Annotated in this window: 14 protein-coding genes; 7 read left to right on the forward strand and 7 right to left on the reverse strand. The window is 70.0% G+C overall.

The features are described 5' to 3' along the window. Nucleotides 1–79 precede the first annotated feature (79 nt). From JJB11_RS02390 to JJB11_RS02420, 7 genes are read right to left on the reverse strand one after another with little or no spacing between them, the layout of a single operon-like run. Nucleotides 80–2,068, reverse strand: a complete 1,989-nt coding sequence (locus tag JJB11_RS02390) for an acetyl/propionyl/methylcrotonyl-CoA carboxylase subunit alpha (RefSeq protein WP_201166297.1) — start codon at nt 2,066–2,068, stop codon at nt 80–82. Then, nucleotides 2,068–2,709, reverse strand: a complete 642-nt coding sequence (locus JJB11_RS02395) for a DUF4126 domain-containing protein (protein ID WP_201166298.1) — start codon at nt 2,707–2,709, stop codon at nt 2,068–2,070. The genes JJB11_RS02390 and JJB11_RS02395 overlap by 1 nt, the downstream gene beginning before the upstream one ends. A gap of 3 nt (nt 2,710–2,712) precedes the next feature. Continuing rightward, complete coding sequence (locus JJB11_RS02400) at nt 2,713–3,492, reverse strand: enoyl-CoA hydratase/isomerase family protein (protein ID WP_201166299.1); 780 nt, start codon at nt 3,490–3,492, stop codon at nt 2,713–2,715. Between the two features lie 25 nt (nt 3,493–3,517). Beyond that, complete coding sequence (locus JJB11_RS02405; RefSeq protein WP_201964557.1) at nt 3,518–4,654, reverse strand: acyl-CoA dehydrogenase family protein; 1,137 nt, start codon at nt 4,652–4,654, stop codon at nt 3,518–3,520. A gap of 4 nt (nt 4,655–4,658) precedes the next feature. Beyond that, complete coding sequence (locus JJB11_RS02410; RefSeq protein WP_201166301.1) at nt 4,659–5,780, reverse strand: hypothetical protein; 1,122 nt, start codon at nt 5,778–5,780, stop codon at nt 4,659–4,661. A gap of 41 nt (nt 5,781–5,821) precedes the next feature. Next, entirely contained in the window at nt 5,822–7,444 is a 1,623-nt protein-coding gene (locus JJB11_RS02415) for a carboxyl transferase domain-containing protein (RefSeq protein ID WP_201166302.1), read from the reverse strand. Beyond that, nucleotides 7,441–9,114, reverse strand: coding sequence for an AMP-binding protein (locus tag JJB11_RS02420; RefSeq protein WP_201166303.1), 1,674 nt, complete (start codon nt 9,112–9,114; stop codon nt 7,441–7,443). Before JJB11_RS02420 ends, JJB11_RS02415 begins: the two co-directional genes overlap by 4 nt. Before the next feature lie 105 nt (nt 9,115–9,219). On the opposite strand from JJB11_RS02420, the gene JJB11_RS02425 reads away from it, so the two are divergent. The 7 genes from JJB11_RS02425 (at nt 9,220) to JJB11_RS02455 (ending at nt 18,053) form a co-directional block, all read left to right on the forward strand. Next, the gene (locus JJB11_RS02425; protein ID WP_201166304.1) at nt 9,220–10,260 is read left to right on the forward strand and encodes an AraC family transcriptional regulator; all 1,041 of its coding nucleotides are present in this window, start codon (nt 9,220–9,222) and stop codon (nt 10,258–10,260) included. Between the two features lie 55 nt (nt 10,261–10,315). Continuing rightward, a complete protein-coding gene (locus JJB11_RS02430) occupies nt 10,316–11,581 on the forward strand; it encodes an MFS transporter (RefSeq protein ID WP_201166305.1) in 1,266 nt (421 codons plus the stop codon). 117 nt (nt 11,582–11,698) lie between these two features. Continuing rightward, nucleotides 11,699–14,377, forward strand: a complete 2,679-nt coding sequence (locus JJB11_RS02435) for a winged helix-turn-helix domain-containing protein (RefSeq protein ID WP_201166306.1) — start codon at nt 11,699–11,701, stop codon at nt 14,375–14,377. Nucleotides 14,378–14,537: 160 nt separating this feature from the next. Further along, nucleotides 14,538–15,386, forward strand: coding sequence for a TauD/TfdA family dioxygenase (locus JJB11_RS02440; protein ID WP_201167012.1), 849 nt, complete (start codon nt 14,538–14,540; stop codon nt 15,384–15,386). A 27-nt stretch (nt 15,387–15,413) separates the two neighbouring features. Further along, nucleotides 15,414–16,472, forward strand: coding sequence for a beta-keto acid cleavage family enzyme (locus tag JJB11_RS02445; protein ID WP_201166307.1), 1,059 nt, complete (start codon nt 15,414–15,416; stop codon nt 16,470–16,472). Between the two features lie 2 nt (nt 16,473–16,474). Beyond that, complete coding sequence (locus JJB11_RS02450) at nt 16,475–17,050, forward strand: RBBP9/YdeN family alpha/beta hydrolase (RefSeq protein WP_201166308.1); 576 nt, start codon at nt 16,475–16,477, stop codon at nt 17,048–17,050. A 31-nt stretch (nt 17,051–17,081) separates the two neighbouring features. After that, the gene (locus tag JJB11_RS02455) at nt 17,082–18,053 is read left to right on the forward strand and encodes a quinone oxidoreductase family protein (RefSeq protein ID WP_201166309.1); all 972 of its coding nucleotides are present in this window, start codon (nt 17,082–17,084) and stop codon (nt 18,051–18,053) included. Nucleotides 18,054–18,059: the final 6 nt, after the last annotated feature.

An 18,059-nucleotide genomic window follows, 5' to 3' on the forward strand; every position in this document is an offset into this window, starting at 1 on the left:
TGCGGGAGCCTCGCGAAGGACGCCGTCCTCCCCAAGGCGGGCCCGGCGCGAGCGGGCCTTCACGCCTACCGCTGCGGCCTCAGGCCGCGAGCCTCAGCAACTCCGCCCCTTCGGCCACCTGGTCGCCCGGGGCGAAGAGCAGTTCCTGCACCGTCCCGTCGGCGGGCGCGGCGATGGTGTGCTCCATCTTCATCGCTTCCATCACGGCCAACGCCTGCCCCTTCTTCACGGCATCGCCAGGCTTTACCGAGAAGGACACGACCTTGCCGGGCATGGGCGCGGTGAGGCGACCCCCTTCCGAGGCATCGTCGCCGGCATGCGCCAGCAGGTCGATCGACAGGATCTGCGCCGCGCCCGCCGCCGTGAACACGTGGTCGGACTCGCCGAGCGTGTACACCACCGCGCGCACCTGGCGATCGCCGAGGCGCAGCTCGATGGTGTCGCCGTCCGCGCGGAAGGAGAGCGGCTCGACGCGGCCGTTCAAGGCGAGACGCAGCGCGCCATCGTGCAAGGTGACCAGCTCCGCCTTCACGTGCTCGCCGCCGAACTCGAATTCCAGCCGGCGCGTGGCGACGCCGTGCGAGCGCCAGCCATCGCGCCGGCTGAAGGGGTCGGGGCCGGCCAGTACGCGTTCGTCGAGCAGCGTCTTCGCCACCGCGGCAGCGGCCGCGAGCTCCAGGCCGACAGGCTGCTGCTGGAACAGCACGGCGGCCTCGCGCGGGATCAGGGCCGTGTCGAGATCGGCTTGCGCGAACGAACGGCTGCGCACCACGTGGCGCAGGAACTGCACGTTGGTGGCGAGGCCCACGATGTGCGTAGCGGCCAGCGCCTCATCCAGGCGGGCCAGCGCCTCCTCGCGCGTGGCGCCGTGCACGATCAGCTTGGCGATCATGGAGTCGTACCAGGGCGAAATGGCATCGCCTTCGCGCACGCCGTCGTCGATGCGCACCGTGCCGCGCTGGAAGGCCGTGGCCGCCGGCTTGCGGTAGACGTGCAGCGTGCCGGTCGCCGGGAGGAAGTTGTTGTCGGGGTTCTCGGCGCAGATGCGCGCCTCGATCGCATGCCCGTGGATGCGGAGTTCGGACTGCTGCAGCGGCAAGGGTTCGCCCGCGGCCACACGCAGCTGCCATTCCACGAGGTCGAGCCCGGTGATCGCTTCCGTCACGGGGTGCTCCACCTGCAGCCGCGTGTTCATCTCCATGAAGAAGAAGTTCATCTCGCCGTGGCGCTGCTCCACGATGAACTCCACCGTGCCCGCGCCGACGTACTTCACGGCGCGCGCGGCGGCCACGGCGGCCTCGCCCATGCGCTTGCGCAGCGCTTCGGTCATGCCCGGCGCGGGCGCTTCCTCCAGCACCTTCTGGTGGCGGCGCTGCACCGAGCAGTCCCGCTCGAACAGGTACACGCAGTTGCCCTGCGTGTCGCCGAACACCTGGATCTCGATGTGGCGCGGGCGCGTGACGTACTTCTCGACCAGCACCGCCTCGTCGCCGAAGCTGTTGCGTGCCTCGCGCTGGCAGGACGCGAGCGCCGCCGCGAAGTCTTCCGGCCGCTCCACCGCGCGCATGCCCTTGCCGCCGCCGCCGGCACTGGCCTTGATCAGCACCGGGTAGCCGATGCGGTCGGCCTCGCGCTTCAGCAGTTCGGGGTCCTGGTTGGCGCCGTGGTAGCCGGGCACCAGCGGAACGCCGGCCTTTTCCATCAACTGCTTGGATTCGGCTTTCAGGCCCATGGCCTGGATCGCGGACGCCGGCGGCCCGATGAAGACCAGCCCCGCTTCGGCGCACGCAGCGGCGAAGGCCTCGTTCTCGCTCAGGAAGCCATAGCCGGGGTGGATCGCCTCCGCGCCGGTCGCCTTCGCCGCGTCGATGATGCGCTCCCAGCGCAGATAGCTGTCCTTGGGCGCGCTGCCGCCGATGGCCACCGCTTCGTCGCAGGCGTGGACATGCTTGGCGTCGGCGTCCGCGTCGGAGTACACGGCCACGGTCCGGATCGCCATGCGCTTCGCCGTTGCCGCGACGCGGCAAGCAATCTCCCCCCTGTTGGCAATCAGAATCTTCTTGAACATTACCCGAGCTCCCGGGGCAGTGGCCGCCCCTTGAAGAATTCACGCAGCCCGCGCACCACGACGCGCAGGAACTTGACCAGCACCCACAACAGGATCACGGCGAGCACGATGCTCACCACCAGCACGAAGCCGAACGCCACCGGATGCGTCGCGGAAAGCCACAGCAGGAACACGACGAAGCCGTCTTCCGCCAGCGAGACGGCGATGTTGGAGAAGGGCTCAGGCGAGGTGTTCACCGCCGCGCGCGTGGTCATCTTGGCGGCGTGGCTGGTCGCTGCGAGGCTGCCCCCGAGCAAGGCGCCCGCCAAGGTCATCGCGTGGTTGTCGGCGCCCAGCGCAGCGGCGGCGAGCGCTGCGCCGGCCGGGATGCGCACCAGCGTGTGCACCGCGTCCCACATCGAGTCCACGTAGGGAATCTTGTCGGCGAAGAACTCGACGAACAACATGAAGCCGCTCGCGACCAGCACCGCGGGGTGCTGCAGCACCAGCAGGCCCGGCGGCAAGTGGATCCACCCCATCCAGCCCGCGAAGCCGGTGAGGAACACCGCCGCGTAAAGCCGAAAACCGCTGGCCCAGCCGAGTGCGGTCGCCAGGGCGAGCAGCTGCGGCGTGTCGGCGAGGTGGGAGAGTGCTTCCTGCATGGTTCAGCCGTTCAGCAGCCAGTTCGGCTTGCGCTTGCCCAGGAAGGACTGCACGCCCTCCCGTCCCTCGTCGCTGGCCCGGATGTCCGCAATGCCCTCCACCGTGCGCCGCACGAGCCCCGCGGTGATCTCGTGGCCGGCGACGTCGTGCAGCAGCTTCTTGCAGGCCTTGACGGCTTCCGGGCCGGCGTTGACGAGCGCCTGCACGACCTGCACGAGCCGCGCATCGAGCTCGCCGGCCGGCACGACCTCGTGCACGAAGCCGATGCGGTGCGCCTCGGCCGCGTCGAAGCGTTCGGCAGTGAGGAACCAGCGATGCGCCGCCCGCGCCCCCATGGCGCGGATCACGTAAGGGCTGATGGTCGCCGGGATCAGCCCCAGCCTCACCTCGCTCAGGCAGAACTGCGCGGTGTCCGCCGCGAGCGCCATGTCGCACGCTGCGACCAGCCCGGTGCCGCCGGCATAGGTGTCGCCGTGCACGCGCGCGATGGTGGGCTTGGGACAGTGGTAGATCACCTCCAGCATGCGCGCCAGCTTGGACGCGTCCTCGATGTTCTCGTCGCGCGTGTACGTGGCCATGCGCTTCATCCAGTTCAGGTCGGCTCCGGCGCAGAACGCCGGGCCGTTGCCGGCCAGGACAATGCAGCGCACGTCGTCGCGTTGGCCGAGTTCGTGGAAGGCGAGCGTGAGCCGCGTGATCAGTTCGTCGTTGAAGGCATTGCGCACCTCGGGCCGGTCGAGCGTGATCGTCGCGACGGCGGAGTGCACGGACTGCTGCAGCATGGAGGGTCTCCCTTGGCTCGTGGTTTCAATATCGTTTCGCGACTTCTTCCAGCATGACCTCGGTGGCGCCGCCACCGATGGCCAGCACGCGCGCGTCGCGCCACAGGCGCTCCACCGCGGTTTCGCGGATGTAGCCCATGCCGCCGTGGAACTGCTGGCAGGACTGCAGCACCTCGTTCACCAGTTCGCCGGTCAAGGCCTTCAGCATCGAGACGTCCTGCACGATGTCGTGGCCCTGGGTCACGCGCCAGGCGCAGTGGTACATGAAGGTGCGCGCCGCCCGCGTCTTCGCGTCGAGCATGGACAGCCGTTGGCGGATCGCCTGCTGGTCCCACAGCGGACCGCCGAAGGCCTGGCGCTGCCGCACGTAGTCCAGCGTGAGCTTCAGCGCCTGCTGGCAATGGCCGACCGCCATCGCTGCCAGCGCGATGCGCTCGGTCTGGAAGTTCTTCATCACCGAGTAGAAGCCCTTGCCCTCCTCGCCCAGCAGGTGGCCGGCGGGGATGCGCACGTTGTCGAACACGAGCTCCGCGGTGTCGGAGGACAGCCAGCCGGTCTTCTTCAGCGCCCGACCGACACTGAAGCCCGGCGTACCCTTCTCCACGATGAACATCGACACCTCGCGCTTGCCCGGTCCGGTCTTCGCCGCGACGAAGTACAGGTCCGCATGGACACCGTTGGTGATGAACATCTTGGTGCCGTTCAGCACCCAGTGGTCGCCATGGCGCTTCGCGTTCGTGCGGATGCCCGCGACGTCCGAGCCCGCACCGGGCTCGGTGATCGCCACCGCGCAGATCTTCTCGCCCGCGGTCACCTGCCGCAGGTAGCGGTCCTTCTGCGCGGCGCTGCCCGCGTGATGCAGGTGCGGGCCGGCCATGTCGGTGTGGACCAGCACGGTGATGATGAAGCCGCCGAAGGTCGATTGCGACAGCGCCTCGGCGAACACCAGGTTCATCAGTGCATCGGCGCCGCCGCCGCCGTACTCGGGCTCGAACATCAGGCCCAGCAGGCCCGCCGCGCCCATGCGCCGCAGCATCTCGCGGGGCACGAAGCCCTGCTCTTCCCACGCAGCTGCATGCGGCTCGACCTCGCGCGCGAGGAAGCGCGCGACCTGGTCGCGCAGCAGTTCGTGTTCGGGGGTGTCGTAGATGCTGGTGTTCACGGGCTCAGGGTTTCCACACGACGGATCCGTTGACGGCGTACAGCTTGCAGGGGATGCCGGCATTTCGCTGGCAGGCGACCAGGGCGCGCTCGTTCGGGTCGGTCGGCATGCTCGCGTCCTTGGGACTCAGGCTCCACGCGGCCCACCAGTGGCCCTTCTCCGAGATCGCAAAGGCCTTCGGCGTGGGCCGCAGGAGCCACTCGCGGTACTCGGCGCGGCCGCGGTCGGACAGGTAGGGCAGCGCATCGACGTCTTCCACGGCGGCATAGCCGCTGGCGATGAAGCCGGGCTGCGCGCGCGCGACCACGGTGGAGGTCGTCGATACGGTAGCGGGAGCGGCGGGCACCAGCGCGGCGGAGGAGGCGCTCGTGAGCACCGGCCTGGCGGCTGCGGTCTGGGCCTCCCACACGACCTTGTCGTTCACCGCATAGAGCTGGCAAGGTTTCTTCGCCCGGCGTTCGCAAACCACCAGCGCACGCTCCTTCGGGTCGGAAGGAAGCGTCGCATCGGGCGGGCGCGTCCCCCAGATCGAGGCGTAGTGTCCTTCAGGCGAAAGCGCGAAGGCACGCGGCTGCGGCCGCTTCAGCCAGTCGCGGTAAGCCTCGCGCCCGCGTTCGCTCAGGTGCGGCACCACGTCGACTTCCTGCACCGCGGCGAAGCCGCTGGGGGCGGGCTCGTAGCCGCCTGGCGCCGTTCCGCGCGGCAGCGTGAAGGTGGACGTGCGGCCCATCACGACCCGCACCTGCTCCGGATACTCGTAGGCCGCGCCGGAAGTGTGGTCCACCATGGCCCCGATCGCACCTCCGATCAGGATGTTCCCGAACATCGCGGCCCGTACGCCGGATTCCACGGAGACGATGCCTTGGGGCAACGAAACCCGCTCGCAGCGGACCTGCATCGCGTTGTACGAGCGCACGACCGTGGTGTCTCCCGGCGCACGCACGTGCCAGTTGCCCTTGTCGTTGGTCAGGCTGCATTCAGCCCCTTCCACGGCCGCTCCATCGGCCGTGCGTACCTGCACCGCCATCTTCTGCGTGTTGCCGCCGGCCACGGAAGCGCACCCGCTCGCAAGGACTGCGACGGCCACGCCGAAGGCCAGGAACACGACTCTGCGGATCCCTCTCATGACTGCTCCTCCTTTGAAGTTTTCATTCTGGAGGAGCGCCATCACATCCGGAAGACGCCGAACTTCGGCTCGCCGATGGGCGCGTTCATGGCGGCGGACAGGCCCAGGGCCAGCACGCGCCGCGTGTCGGCCGGGTCGATCACGCCGTCGTCCCACAGCCGCGCGCTGGAGTAATAGGGATGCGACTGCCGCCCGAACTGGTCCAGGATCGGCTGCTTGAACGCGGCCTCTTCGTCCGCGCTCCATTGGCCGCCGCGCGACTCGATGCCGTCGCGCTTCACCGTCGCGAGCACGCTGGCCGCCTGCTCCGCGCCCATCACGCAGATGCGGGCGCTGGGCCACATCCACAGGAAGCGCGGCGAGTACGCCCGGCCGCACATGCCGTAGTTGCCCGCGCCGTAGCTCCCGCCGATGATCACGGTGAACTTGGGCACGCTGGCGGTCGCCACGGCGGTGACCATCTTGGCGCCGTGCCGCGCGATGCCTTCGGCTTCGTACTTGCGGCCCACCATGAAGCCGGTGATGTTCTGCAGGAACACCAGCGGCACCTTGCGCTGGCAGCACAGCTCGATGAAGTGCGCACCCTTCTGCGCCGACTCGGAGAACAGGATCCCGTTGTTGGCGACGATGCCCACCGGCATGCCCTCGATGTGCGCGAACCCGCACACCAGCGTGGCGCCGTAGCGCGCCTTGAATTCGTGGAACTCGGACGCATCGACGATGCGCGCGATGATCTCGCGCACGTCGTAGGGCTTGCGCGCGTCGGTGGGAATGATCCCGTACAGCTCCTTGCCGTCGTACTTGGGCGGCTGGGGGGCGCGCAGTTCCACCGGCGGCAGCTTGGGCTTGTGCAGCGTCGCCACGGCGCTGCGGGCGATGGCCAGCGCGTGCGCGTCGTTCATCGCGAGGTGGTCTGCCACCCCGGAGAGCCGCGTGTGCACGTCGCCGCCGCCGAGGTCCTCGGCGCTCACGACTTCGCCGGTCGCCGCCTTCACCAGCGGCGGGCCGCCCAGGAAGATCGTGCCCTGCTCCTTGACGATGATGGTCTCGTCGCTCATCGCGGGGACGTAGGCGCCGCCCGCCGTGCACGAGCCCATCACCACCGCGATCTGCGCGATGCCTTGCGCCGACAGGTTGGCCTGGTTGTAGAAGATGCGGCCGAAGTGCTCGCGGTCCGGGAACACCTCGTCCTGGTTCGGCAGGTTGGCCCCGCCCGAATCGACGAGGTAGATGCAGGGCAGCCGGTTCTGCGCGGCGATCTCCTGGGCGCGCAGGTGCTTCTTCACCGTCATCGGGTAGTAGGTGCCGCCCTTCACCGTCGCGTCGTTGCAGACGATCATGCAGTCGACGCCGCTCACGCGGCCGATGCCGGCGATCATGCCGGCGCAAGGCGCGGCCATCACGCCGTCCTTCTCCAGGTACATGCCGTGCGCAGCCAGCGGCGCGATCTCCAGGAAGGGCGTGCCGGGGTCCAGCAGCATCTGCACGCGCTCGCGCGGCGGCAGCTTGCCGCGGTCCGAATGCTTCTTGCGGGCGGCCTCGCCGCCACCCGCCGCATGCAGCGCCACCTGCGCCTCGAGGTCGTCGACCAGCGCCCGCATGGCGGCCGCATTGGACTGGAACTCGGCGGACCGGGGATTGAGTTGCGTCGAGAGAATGCTCATGCCGTCTTTTCTTCCTGCAGGCCCAGCTCGCTTTTCATCGCTTCGCGGATCCTGAATTTCTGGATCTTGCCGGTCACCGTCATCGGGAACGCTTCGACGAAGCGGATGTGGCGCGGCACCTTGTAATGCGCGATCTGGCCCTGGCAGAAGCCGCGCACCGCTTCCTCGGTGAGGGACTGGCCGGGCTTCACGATGATCCAGGCGCACAGTTCCTCGCCGTACTTGCGGTCCGGCACGCCGACCACCTGCACGTCCTGCACCTGCGGCATGCGGTAGAGGAACTCCTCGATCTCGCGCGGATAGATGTTCTCGCCGCCGCGGATCACCATGTCCTTGATGCGGCCGACGATGTTCACGTAGCCCTCGTCGTCCATGGTGGCGAGGTCGCCGGTGTGCATCCAGCCGTCGCCGTCGATGGCTTCGCGCGTCTTCTCCTCGTCGCCCCAGTAGCCGAGCATCACCGAATAGCCGCGCGTGCACAGCTCTCCGGTTGCTCCCGTCGCGACCGTGGCGCCCGTCTCGGGGTCGGCGATCCTCACCTCCAGGTGCGGCTGCACCTGGCCGACGGTGGACACGCGCTTGGCCAGCGGCGTGTCGGTGCTGCTCTGGCAGCTCACCGGGCTGGTTTCGGTCATGCCGTAGGCGATGGTGACCTGCTCCATGTGCATGTCGCTCACCACGCGCTTCATCACCTCGATCGGGCAGGGGGAGCCGGCCATGATGCCGGTGCGCAGCGTGGCCAGGTCGAACTCGCGGAAGCGCGGATGGTCCAGTTCCGCGATGAACATGGTCGGCACGCCGTGCAGTCCCGTGCAGCGCTCGGCCTGCACGGTCTCCAGCACTGACAGGGCGTCGAAGGCGTCGTTGGGGTAGACGATGGTCGCGCCGTGCGTGAAGCAGGCCAGGTTGCCCAGCACCATGCCGAAGCAGTGGTACAGGGGCACGGGCACGCACAGCCGGTCGGCCGGCGCGAGCTTCATCGCCTCGCCGATGAAGAAGCCGTTGTTCAGGATGTTGCGGTGGGTCAGGGTCGCGCCCTTGGGGAAGCCCGTGGTGCCGCTGGTGAACTGGATGTTGATCGCCTCGCCCGCCTGCAGCGTCGCGGCGATCGCGTCGATGCGCTCGTCGTCCGCACGCCCGCGGGCCATGAGTTCCGAGAAGCGCAGCAGGGGCGCCGGCTCGTCGCGATCGGCGGGCGTGTCGATCCAGACGATGTGGCGCAGGTGCGGCAGCTTCGCCGGTCCCAGCTCGCGCAGCATGCCGAGGTAGTCGCTGCTCTTGAAGCGCGGCATCGTGACCAGCGCCGTGCACGCCACCTTGTTGAGCGCGTACTCCACCTCTGCGGTGCGGTAGGCAGGATTGATGTTCACCAGGATCAGGCCGACCTGCGCGGTCGCGAGCTGCATCAGCACCCACTCGGCGTTGTTGTGCGACCAGATCCCGACGCGGTCGCCCTTGCGCAGGCCCAGTCCCAGCAAGGCACTGGCGAGCTGGCGCGCGGCGCGGTGCAACCCGGCATAGCTGTAGCGCAGTCGCTGGTGCCGGCTCACCAGGGCTTCGTGCTCGCCCTGGCGCGCGGCCATGGCGGCGAAGAAGGCAGGCAGGGTCTGTTCGAGCAACGGCGGTTCGTTGGCACCGCGTGCGTGGGCGACTCGCGGTTGGATGAGCATGGCGGACTCCTGGAGCAGGCGCAGGCCGCCAGCATAGCCCGCCGGCAGCACGCGCGCGGCTCGACAGGTTGCAAATCCTGCCAGCCTCGCCCTACACTTTCGGCCATGGACAGTCGCCCGCCGCGGACCCGCCGGCCCGCCGCTTCGCCGGCCGCCGTCACGCCGATCTCCTTTGCCCACGCGATCATCGCCGCATACCGCCGGCGTGGCCTGCGGCCGGACGCCGCCTTGCGGCTGGCACAGATCACGCCAGCGCTGGCCCGCGATCCGCGGGCGCGCATGACCGCGCGCCAGATGGAGATCCTGTCCGCCGCCGCCATGCAGGAGCTCGACGATGAAGGGCTGGCCGCGTTCAGCCGCCGCCTTCCCTGGGGCAGCTACGGGATGCTGGCGCGCGCCTCTCTGACCGCGCCGGACCTGGAGGTGGCGCTCAAGCGCTGGTGCCGCCACCACGGGCTGCTGACCGACGACGTGCGGCTCGCGCTCGCCGTCGAAGCCGGCGTGGCCGTCGTGGAGATCGAGGAAGTGCGGCCGCTGCCGCCCGAGCTGCGCGAGCTGAGCCTGGCCTTCATCCTGCGCAACATCCATGGCCTGGCCTGCTGGTACGTCGATTCGCGCATTCCCTTGCAGTCGGCTGCGTTCCCCTTCCCCGCGCCGGCGCATGCCGACGCGTATCCGCACATGTTTCCTGGAGCGCTGGCCTTCGGCGCGGCACGCGCGCAGATCCGCTTCGACGCCCGCTACCTGCGCCTGCCCTTGCGGCGCGACGAGAAGGCGCTCACGCAGATGCTGCAACGCGCGCTGTCCATCACCGTGCTGCAGTACCGCCGCGACCGCCTGCTGGTCCCGCAGGTGCGCCAGGCGATGGCCGCGCACCCGGACCGCAGCCACAGCGCCGAGGCGCTCGCGGCGCTGCTGCATGTCTCGGCCCGCACGCTGCACCGCCAGCTGAAGGAGGAAGGCGCGAGCCTGCAGCAGCTGAAGGACGAGGTGCGCCTGGAACGCGCGAAGGACCTGCTCTACCGCACCGCCCGCCCGATCAAGCAGGTCGCGGCCGCCGTGGGATTCCGCAACGAGAAGAGTTTCTCGCGCGCGTTTCGCGCGTGGACGGGCGTCTCGCCGGCCACGTTGCGCGCATCGGAGTGAAGAAGGGACCGCCTTTCGCCTGTCGCTACACTTGCGCGACAACGACGGGCACCCCTTGAAGAAGTTTTTCTACGGCTGGCGCATCTCCTTCGCCGGCGCCGCCATGCAGTTCCTGCTGTCCGCGCTGCTGGTGCAGGCGTTCGGCGCCTATGTCGCCATGCTGTCGGAGCAGAAGGGCTGGAGCAAGACCTCGCTGGCTGCCGGGGCTGCGCTGCAGTCGGTGGAAGGCGCGATCCTCGGGCCGCTGCTGGGGTGGATGGTGGACCGGCTCGGTGCGCGCAAGATGGTCCACGCGGGGGTGCTGCTGATGGCGGCCGGCTTCCTCTGCTTCGGCCAGGTGCAGACGCTTGCCGGCTTCTACGGCGCGGTGCTGGTGCTGGTCGTGGGCGGCAGCCTGTGCGGCTACTTTCCTTTCTCGGTGACCATCGTCCACTGGTTCCAGCGGCGCCGCGCGCGCGCCTTGTCGCTCATGAGCCTCGGGCTCGCGCTGGGCGGCATCGCCGCCCCGCTCGTGGGCTGGGCGATGCAGACCTTCGGCTGGCAGCACATGGCCACCGCCTCCGGCGCGATCTTCCTCGCCGGCGGGCTGGCGCTCGCGCGCATCGTGCGCCGCAATCCGGCGGAGATCGGCGAGACCATGGACGGCCTGCCGCCGGCGCCGCCGGTGCCGCACAGCGCGGACGTCGCGTTCGCGCCGGAGCCCGCATTCACGCCGGCGCAGGCCTTGCGCACGCGCGCGTTCTGGCTGCTCGGGTTCGGCCACGCGCTCGCGCTGCTGGTGGTCACCGCCGTCAACGTGCATGCCATCTCGCACATGAAGGAGGACCTGGGCTTCTCGCTCGCGCAGGCCGGCTTCGTGATCACGTTGATGACGCTGTCGCAGGCCTGCGGCGTCCTGCTCGGCGCTGCGGTGGGCGACCGCTGGAACAAGCGCCACGTCGCTGCGGGCTGCATGCTCGCGCACATGGTGGGCCTGCTGATGCTCACGTACGCCGTGCACCCGCTGATGCTGGGCGCCTTCGCGGTGCTGCACGGCATGGCCTGGGGTTTGCGCGGGCCCTTCATGCAGGCGCTGCGCGCGGACTACTTCGGCCTGCAGTCCATCGGCATGATCCTGGGCCTGTCGGCCATCCTGGTCTCGCTGGGCCAGGTCGCGGGTCCGCTGATCGCCGGCCTGTTCGCCGATGCGCGCGGCAACTACCGCGCCGGCTTCACGCTGCTGGCCCTGCTGGCCGGGTCGGGTTCCGTGCTGTTCCTGCTCGCGCGCAAGCCGGAGCCGGTGCAGCCGGCGGCGCCGTCGGCGGTCAGCCGGCCGGCGTGAGCTCCCCCTGGCCGCCGCCAGGGAACCGGAGCCGTTCAGGGTAACGGGAAGGCCCCCGCCATTCCCTGTTCGCGCCGGGGGGCGCACATTACCATCTGTGCTGTTCCTGGAACCTCGGTGTCCGCCAGCCCCCACCCGCCCACAAACGACCTGCTGCTGAAGGTCACGCCGCCGCGCGTGCCCCGCGGCGCGCTCGTGCGCTCCACGCTGGCCGGCGGGCCCGCGGCGGCGCGCGAGCATCCGGTGCTGCTGGTGCAGGCGCCGGCGGGCTTCGGCAAGACTCTGTTGCTGGCGCAATGGCGGCGCGAGCACCTCGCGCACGGCGCGGCGGTGGCGTGGCTGCTGGCGCAGCCGCAGGACGATCCCGCCCGGTTCGTGCAGGCGCTGGCCCTCGCGGTGCGCGTGGGCGCCGGGCGGCCCACCTTCGGCCATGCGCTGCTGCAGGCCGGCGGCCCGGCCGGGCTGGAAGGCGTGACCGCCTGGCTCGCTGAAGTGGCGCAGAGCGCGCTCAACCTGGTGCTGGTGGTGGACGAGGCCGATCGCCTGCCGACGGACACCCGGCACGCGCTCGCCTACCTGCTGCACAACGCCCCGCCCAACCTGCGCTGCATCGTCGCCGCGCGCACCGATTGCGAGCTGGGCGTGGACGACCTGGTCGCCTACGGCGGCTGCGTGCTGGTGGGCACGGCGCAACTGCGCTTCACGCTGGACGAGACGCTGCAACTCGCGCGCAACCGTTTCGGCGATGCCTTCGATCGCGACGCCGCGGCGCGCCTGCACGAACTCGCCGAAGGCTGGCCACTCGGATTGCAGCTCGCGCTGTCGGTGGGGGCGACCACCGGCGGCCGCACGGAACTGCCGCACATGGCGCTGCATGGCGCCGGCCTGCGGTCCCAACTGCTCGACTACCTGCTCGGCAACCTCGCGCCCACGGACCTCGACTTCCTCACGCGCATCTCGGTGGCCGACCCGCTGCACCCGGACCTGTGCAGCGCCATCGTGCCGGAGGGCGACGCGCCAGAACACCTGCGCCGGCTGCTGCGCGACACGCCGGTGTTCGTCGCCTCGGAACAGTCCGAGTGGCTGCGCCTGCACTCGCTGGCCGCCGAAGCGTTGCGCGAGCGCGTCGCCACCTTGCCCCCGGCGGAGCAGCAGGCGCTGCACGGGCGCGCCTCGGACTGGCTGGCGGAGCACGGACTGCTCGAAGCCGCGGCGCGCCACGCGCTCGCATCGGGCCAGCAGCAGAAAGCCTACGAGCTGGCCGAACGCAGCCTGTACGAGGGCCTGATGACGCGCGGCCGCCAGGGCAGCGTGCTCGACTGGCTGCAGCGGCTGCCGGCCGAGGAAATCGACCGGCGCCCGCGCCTGATGCTCGCAGCCGCCTGGTCGCTGGCGCTGAGCGAACGCAACGACGAGGCGCAGCAGTGGGTCGAGCGCATCCTGTCGCAACCGGCCGTGGACGATTCGCTGCGCTGCGAGTGCGCGCTGATCCTGGGCGGCGCCGCGGTGTTCGCGGACGACCCGGACCGCTTCGCGCTGCTGCACGACCCCTGGGCCGAGGCGCCGCCGCTGGACAACCCGCTGCTGCTGCTGATCCACGCCAACCGCACGGCGTATCGCGCGCTCCTCGATGGCGAGCCGGCACTGGCGCGGCTGCGGCAACAGCAGGCGCCGCGCGGCAACCGCGACGCGCCGCCCTACCTCTCGCGCTGGGGCGACTTCATCATCGCCCTCACCTACCTCTGGGAAGGCCAGGTGCTGCTGGCCGAGCAGTTGCTGCGGCCCGCACTCGCCGAGGCGGAGGCCGACCTGGGCCGGCGCAGCTCCTTCGCCTCCTCGCTCGCGGCCTTGCTCGCCGCCGCGGTGTGGGAGCGCGACCAGCCCGAGGAAGCCGCGGCCCTGCTCGCGTATCGCCTGGACGTGCTGGAACGCAGCGCACTCCCCGAGAGCGTGCTGCTCGGGTTCCGCACCATCGCCCGCATCGCCGCCGCCACCCAGCAGACCGAGCACCGCGCCCTGGAGCTGCTGGGCGCGATGGACGCCGTGGGCATGGCCCGCAAGCTGCCCCGCCTGCGCATCGCCAGCCTCACCGACCAGGTGCGGCTGCATGCGCGCCGCTACCGGACCGAGACCTGCCGCGAGCTGTGCCGCCAGATCGACGCGCTGATGGCGTTGCCCGAGACGCCGCGCGGCCCGCTGTGGCTGCGCAGCGTGAACGGCATGCGCCTGCTCGCGCAGGCCTACACCGCCATCGCCGCGCAGGACTGGCGCGCCGCGGTGCAGCCGCTGGCGGAAGTCGAGGCGCTGGCCCTGCGCACGCGCCAGGGCCGCGTGCGTATCGAGGCGCTGGCCCTGCGCGCCTGGGTGCTGGACCGCTGCGGCGAGAAGTCGCAGGACCTGCTGCGCGAGGCCGTCGGCCTGGCGGAGGCCGCCGGCCTGCGCCGGGTGTTCGCCGATGCGCACCCGGCGCTCGCAGATTGGCTGCGGGCGTCGCAGGCCGGCGCGGCGCGGCCCGCGGCCGAACCGCCCAAGCCGGCCGAGGCGGCGCGCACCTTGCGGCCGGCCAGCCTGCGCGCTCCTCCCAGCATGGCGCTCACGCCGAAGGAGCGCGAGGTGCTGGAACTGCTGGGGCGCAACCTGTCCAACAAGGAGATCGGCCTCGCCATGCAGGTGGGCGAGGAGACGATCAAGTGGCACATGAAGAACCTGTTCGCCAAGCTGGACGCGGGCACGCGCAAGCAGGTCGTCTCGCGCGCCCGCATCCTCGGCCTGCTGGCCGACGCCGCCGCCGGCTGATCCCTTGATCCGCGCACCCCCCCTCTGCAATGGGGGGTGCTGCAAGGCACGGCCTGCCTACCCTTCGGCATTCCTTCAAGGAGAAGCCGAGATGCTCACCCAGGAGACAGGCCGCGCCGCGGCTGCCGCCCCGCTGGCCCCCAGCTACTTGTCCCGTTCCATCCGGGTCGCACCCCTCACCTGCGCCATCGGCGCGGAACTCTCCAACGTGAACCTGGGCGTCGCCTCGCGCGACCCTGGCCTCGTCGCCGAGATCCGGGCACTACTGCTCAAGCACAAGGTCCTGTTCTTCCGCGACCAGGACATCACCCGCGCCGAACACGTCGCCTTCGCCCGCCACTTCGGCGAGCTGGAAGACCACCCGGTCGCCGGCAGCGATCCGGAGCATCCGGGGCTCGTGCGCATCTACAAGTCGCCCGACTCGCCCAACGACCGCTACGAGAACGCTTGGCACACCGACGCCACTTGGCGCGAGCAGCCGCCCTTCGGTTGCGTGCTGCGCTGCGTCGAATGCCCGCCCGTGGGCGGCGACACGATGTGGGCGAACATGGCGCTGGCCTACGAGAAGCTGCCCCAGCAGGTGAAGGACCAGATCGCCGGGCTGCGCGCGCGGCACAGCATCGAGGCCAGCTTCGGCGCCGCGATGCCGGTCGAGAAGCGCCTGGCCCTGCACGCGCAGTTCCCGGACGCCGAGCACCCGGTGGTGCGCACGCATCCCGAGACCGGCGAAAAGATCCTGTTCGTCAACGCCTTCACGACGCACTTCACCAACTTCCACACCGCGGCCAACGTGCGCTATGGCCAGGACTACTCGCATGGCGGGTCGGACCTGCTGCGCTATCTGATCTCGCAGGCATTCATCCCCGAGTACCAGGTGCGCTTCCGCTGGCAGCCGAACTCGATGGCCATGTGGGACAACCGGTCCACGCAGCACTACGCCGTCATGGACTACCCGCCCTGCCACCGAAAGATGGAGCGCGCCGGGATCGTCGGCGATCTCCCGTTCTGAATTCCATACCGACCCAGGACCCCCACCATGAACTTCCTCGACGGCTCCCTCTTCCCCGAAAACCAGGACAAGCTGGTCATCACCGCGGCGCCCTACGGCCCCGAGTGGATTCCCTCGGACTTCCCCGAGGACATCCCCGTCACCATGGACGCCCAGATCCAGAAGGCGGTCGACTGCTACAACGCCGGCGCCACCGTGCTGCACCTGCACGTGCGCGAGCTGGACGGCAAGGGCTCCAAGAAGCTGTCCAAGTTCAACGAGCTGATCGCGGGCGTGCGCAAGGCCGTGCCGGACATGATCATCCAGGTGGGCGGCTCGATCTCCTTCGCGCCCGAGAACGACGGCGCGGCGGCCAAGTGGCTGTCCGACGACACGCGCCACATGCTGGCCGAGCTCGACCCGAAGCCGGACCAGGTGACCGTGACGGTGAACACCTCGCAGATGAACGTCACCGAGCAGATGGAGTCCGAGGACATCGCCGGCACGTCGATGGCGGAGGCGGAGAACTTCCGCGCCTACTCCAACATGGTCGTGCCCTCCACACCGAGCTTCTTCGAAGAGCACGTGCGCCGCCTGACGAAGGCCGGCATCCAGAGCGCCTTCCAGTTCTACAACATCAACAGCTTCGAGACGGTCGAGCGCCTGATGCGCCGCGGCGTCTACAAGGGCCCGCTGGTGTGCAACTGGGTCGCCATCGGCGGCGGCATGGATCAGCCGACCATCTACAGCCTGGCCAACTTCCTGCGCGCCATCCCGGACGGCACCATGCTCACGGTGGAAAGCAGCATGCGCAACGTGCTGCCGATCAACATGATGGGCATCGCGATGGGCCTGCACGTGCGCTGCGGCATCGAGGACAACCTCTGGAACCAGTCGCGCACCGCGAAGATGTCCACGGTCAAGCAGATCGAGCAGCTGGTGCGCATCTCGCGCGAGTTCGGCCGCGAGATCGCCACCGGCAAGGAAGCGCGCAAGATCTGCAAGGTCGGCGTGTTCTACGAGACGGTGGAAGAGTCGCTGGCCGCCAACGGCTTCGCGCCCAACCCCAAGGGTCGCCAGCAAGGCTTCCTGCGCAAGGCGGCCTGAGCATGGCTGCGAGCGCTACCGTCCTGATCGTCCCCGGCCTGCGGGACCACGTGCCCCAGCACTGGCAGACGCTGCTCGCGGCGCAGCTGCCGCGCGTGGCGAGCGTGGCGCCCATGGGCCGCGAAGACCTGGACTGCCGCGCGCGAGTTGATGCGATCGAAGCCGCCGCGCAGCGCATCGAGGGTCCGCTGATCCTCGTCGCGCACAGCGGCGGCTGCATCATGGTGGCGCACTGGGCGCAGCAGACGAAGCGCCCCGTGCTCGGCGCGCTGCTCGCCACGCCGCCGGACTTCGAGAAACCGATGCCGGAAGGCTATCCGGCCATCGAGGCGCTGACTCTCGGCGGCTGGCTGCCCGTGCCGCGCCAGCCCCTGCCCTTCCCGAGCATCGTCGCGGTGAGCCGCAACGACCCGTTGGGCGGCTTCGTGCGGGTGTGCGCGCTGGCCTACGACTGGGGCAGCAAGGTCGTCGACATCGGCGAGGCCGGCCACCTGAATCCCGCCTCGGGCTACGGCCCGTGGCCCCTGGCACACGCCTTCATCGAGCAGCTCGCGCAGGCGGCCACCGTCCGCGCCTGAGCCGCCCCTTCCCTTTTCCAGGAGAACCGCCATGGCACGTGCCATCCATTTCCACCAGACCGGCGGACCCGAGGTCCTGCGCCTCGAACAGGTCGAGGCCGGCGAGCCGGGTCCCGGCCAGGCGCGCGTGCGCCACACCTACATCGCAGTCAACTTCATCGACATCTACTTCCGCACCGGCCGTTATCCGCTGGCCCTGCCGAACGGGCTGGGCTCGGACGCGGTGGGCGTGGTGGAGGCGGTGGGGCCCGGCGTCACCGAGGTCAAGCCCGGTGACCGCGTCGGCTACCTGCTGGGCCCGCAGGGTGCGTACTCGGACGTGCGCGTGATGCCCGCCGAAGTGCTGATCCCGCTGCCCGACGGCGTGAGCGACGCGACGGCGTCCACGCTGATGATGAAGGGCATGACGGCGCAGTACCTGTTCCGCCAGGTCTATCCGCTCAAGGGCGGCGAAACCATCCTGTACCACGCCGCCGCGGGCGGTGTCGGCCTGATCGCCTGCCAGTGGGCCAAGGCGCTCGGCGTGCGCATGATTGGCACGGTCAGCACGGACGAGAAGGCGGAGATCGCCCGGGCCGCCGGCTGCGCCGAAGTGATCGTGACCTCGCGCGAGGACATCGCCAAGCGCGTGCGCGAGCTCACCGACGGCCAAGGCGTGCCGGTGGTCTACGACTCGGTGGGCAAGGACACGCTGATGGCGTCCCTGGACAGCCTGGCCGTGCGCGGCCACTTCGTGAGCAACGGCACGAGCTCCGGCCCGGTCGTGATCGACACGACGCTTCTGGCCGTGAAGGGCTCCATCTGGATGACGCGACCGGCGATGATCCACTACGCCACCCCGCGCCCCAGGATGCTCGCGATGGCGGACGAGCTGTTCGGCCTCGTCCAGGCCGGCAAGATCCGCAGCGAGCCGAGCCGCACCTACCCGCTGTCCGAAGCGGCGCAGGCGCACGCCGCCCTCGAGTCGCGCAGCACGACCGGCGCGACCGTGCTCGTTCCCTGAACCGGC

It is taken from the genome of Ramlibacter ginsenosidimutans, assembly GCF_016654015.1.
In the GTDB taxonomy this organism is placed as follows: Bacteria; Pseudomonadota; Gammaproteobacteria; order Burkholderiales; family Burkholderiaceae_C; genus Ramlibacter; species Ramlibacter ginsenosidimutans.

Bases quoted from the DNA above. Each gene is read 5' to 3' on its own strand.
- JJB11_RS02390 (WP_201166297.1), bottom strand. From the start codon at position 2,068: ATGTTCAAGAAGATTCTGATTGCCAACAGGGGGGAGATTGCTTGCCGC.
- JJB11_RS02395 (WP_201166298.1), bottom strand. From the start codon at position 2,709: ATGCAGGAAGCACTCTCCCACCTCGCCGACACGCCGCAGCTGCTCGCC.
- JJB11_RS02400 (WP_201166299.1), bottom strand. From the start codon at position 3,492: ATGCTGCAGCAGTCCGTGCACTCCGCCGTCGCGACGATCACGCTCGAC.
- JJB11_RS02410 (WP_201166301.1), bottom strand. From the start codon at position 5,780: ATGAGAGGGATCCGCAGAGTCGTGTTCCTGGCCTTCGGCGTGGCCGTC.
- JJB11_RS02415 (WP_201166302.1), bottom strand. From the start codon at position 7,444: ATGAGCATTCTCTCGACGCAACTCAATCCCCGGTCCGCCGAGTTCCAG.
- JJB11_RS02420 (WP_201166303.1), bottom strand. From the start codon at position 9,114: ATGCTCATCCAACCGCGAGTCGCCCACGCACGCGGTGCCAACGAACCG.
- JJB11_RS02425 (WP_201166304.1), top strand. From the start codon at position 9,220: ATGGACAGTCGCCCGCCGCGGACCCGCCGGCCCGCCGCTTCGCCGGCC.
- JJB11_RS02445 (WP_201166307.1), top strand. From the start codon at position 15,414: ATGAACTTCCTCGACGGCTCCCTCTTCCCCGAAAACCAGGACAAGCTG.
- JJB11_RS02450 (WP_201166308.1), top strand. From the start codon at position 16,475: ATGGCTGCGAGCGCTACCGTCCTGATCGTCCCCGGCCTGCGGGACCAC.
- JJB11_RS02455 (WP_201166309.1), top strand. From the start codon at position 17,082: ATGGCACGTGCCATCCATTTCCACCAGACCGGCGGACCCGAGGTCCTG.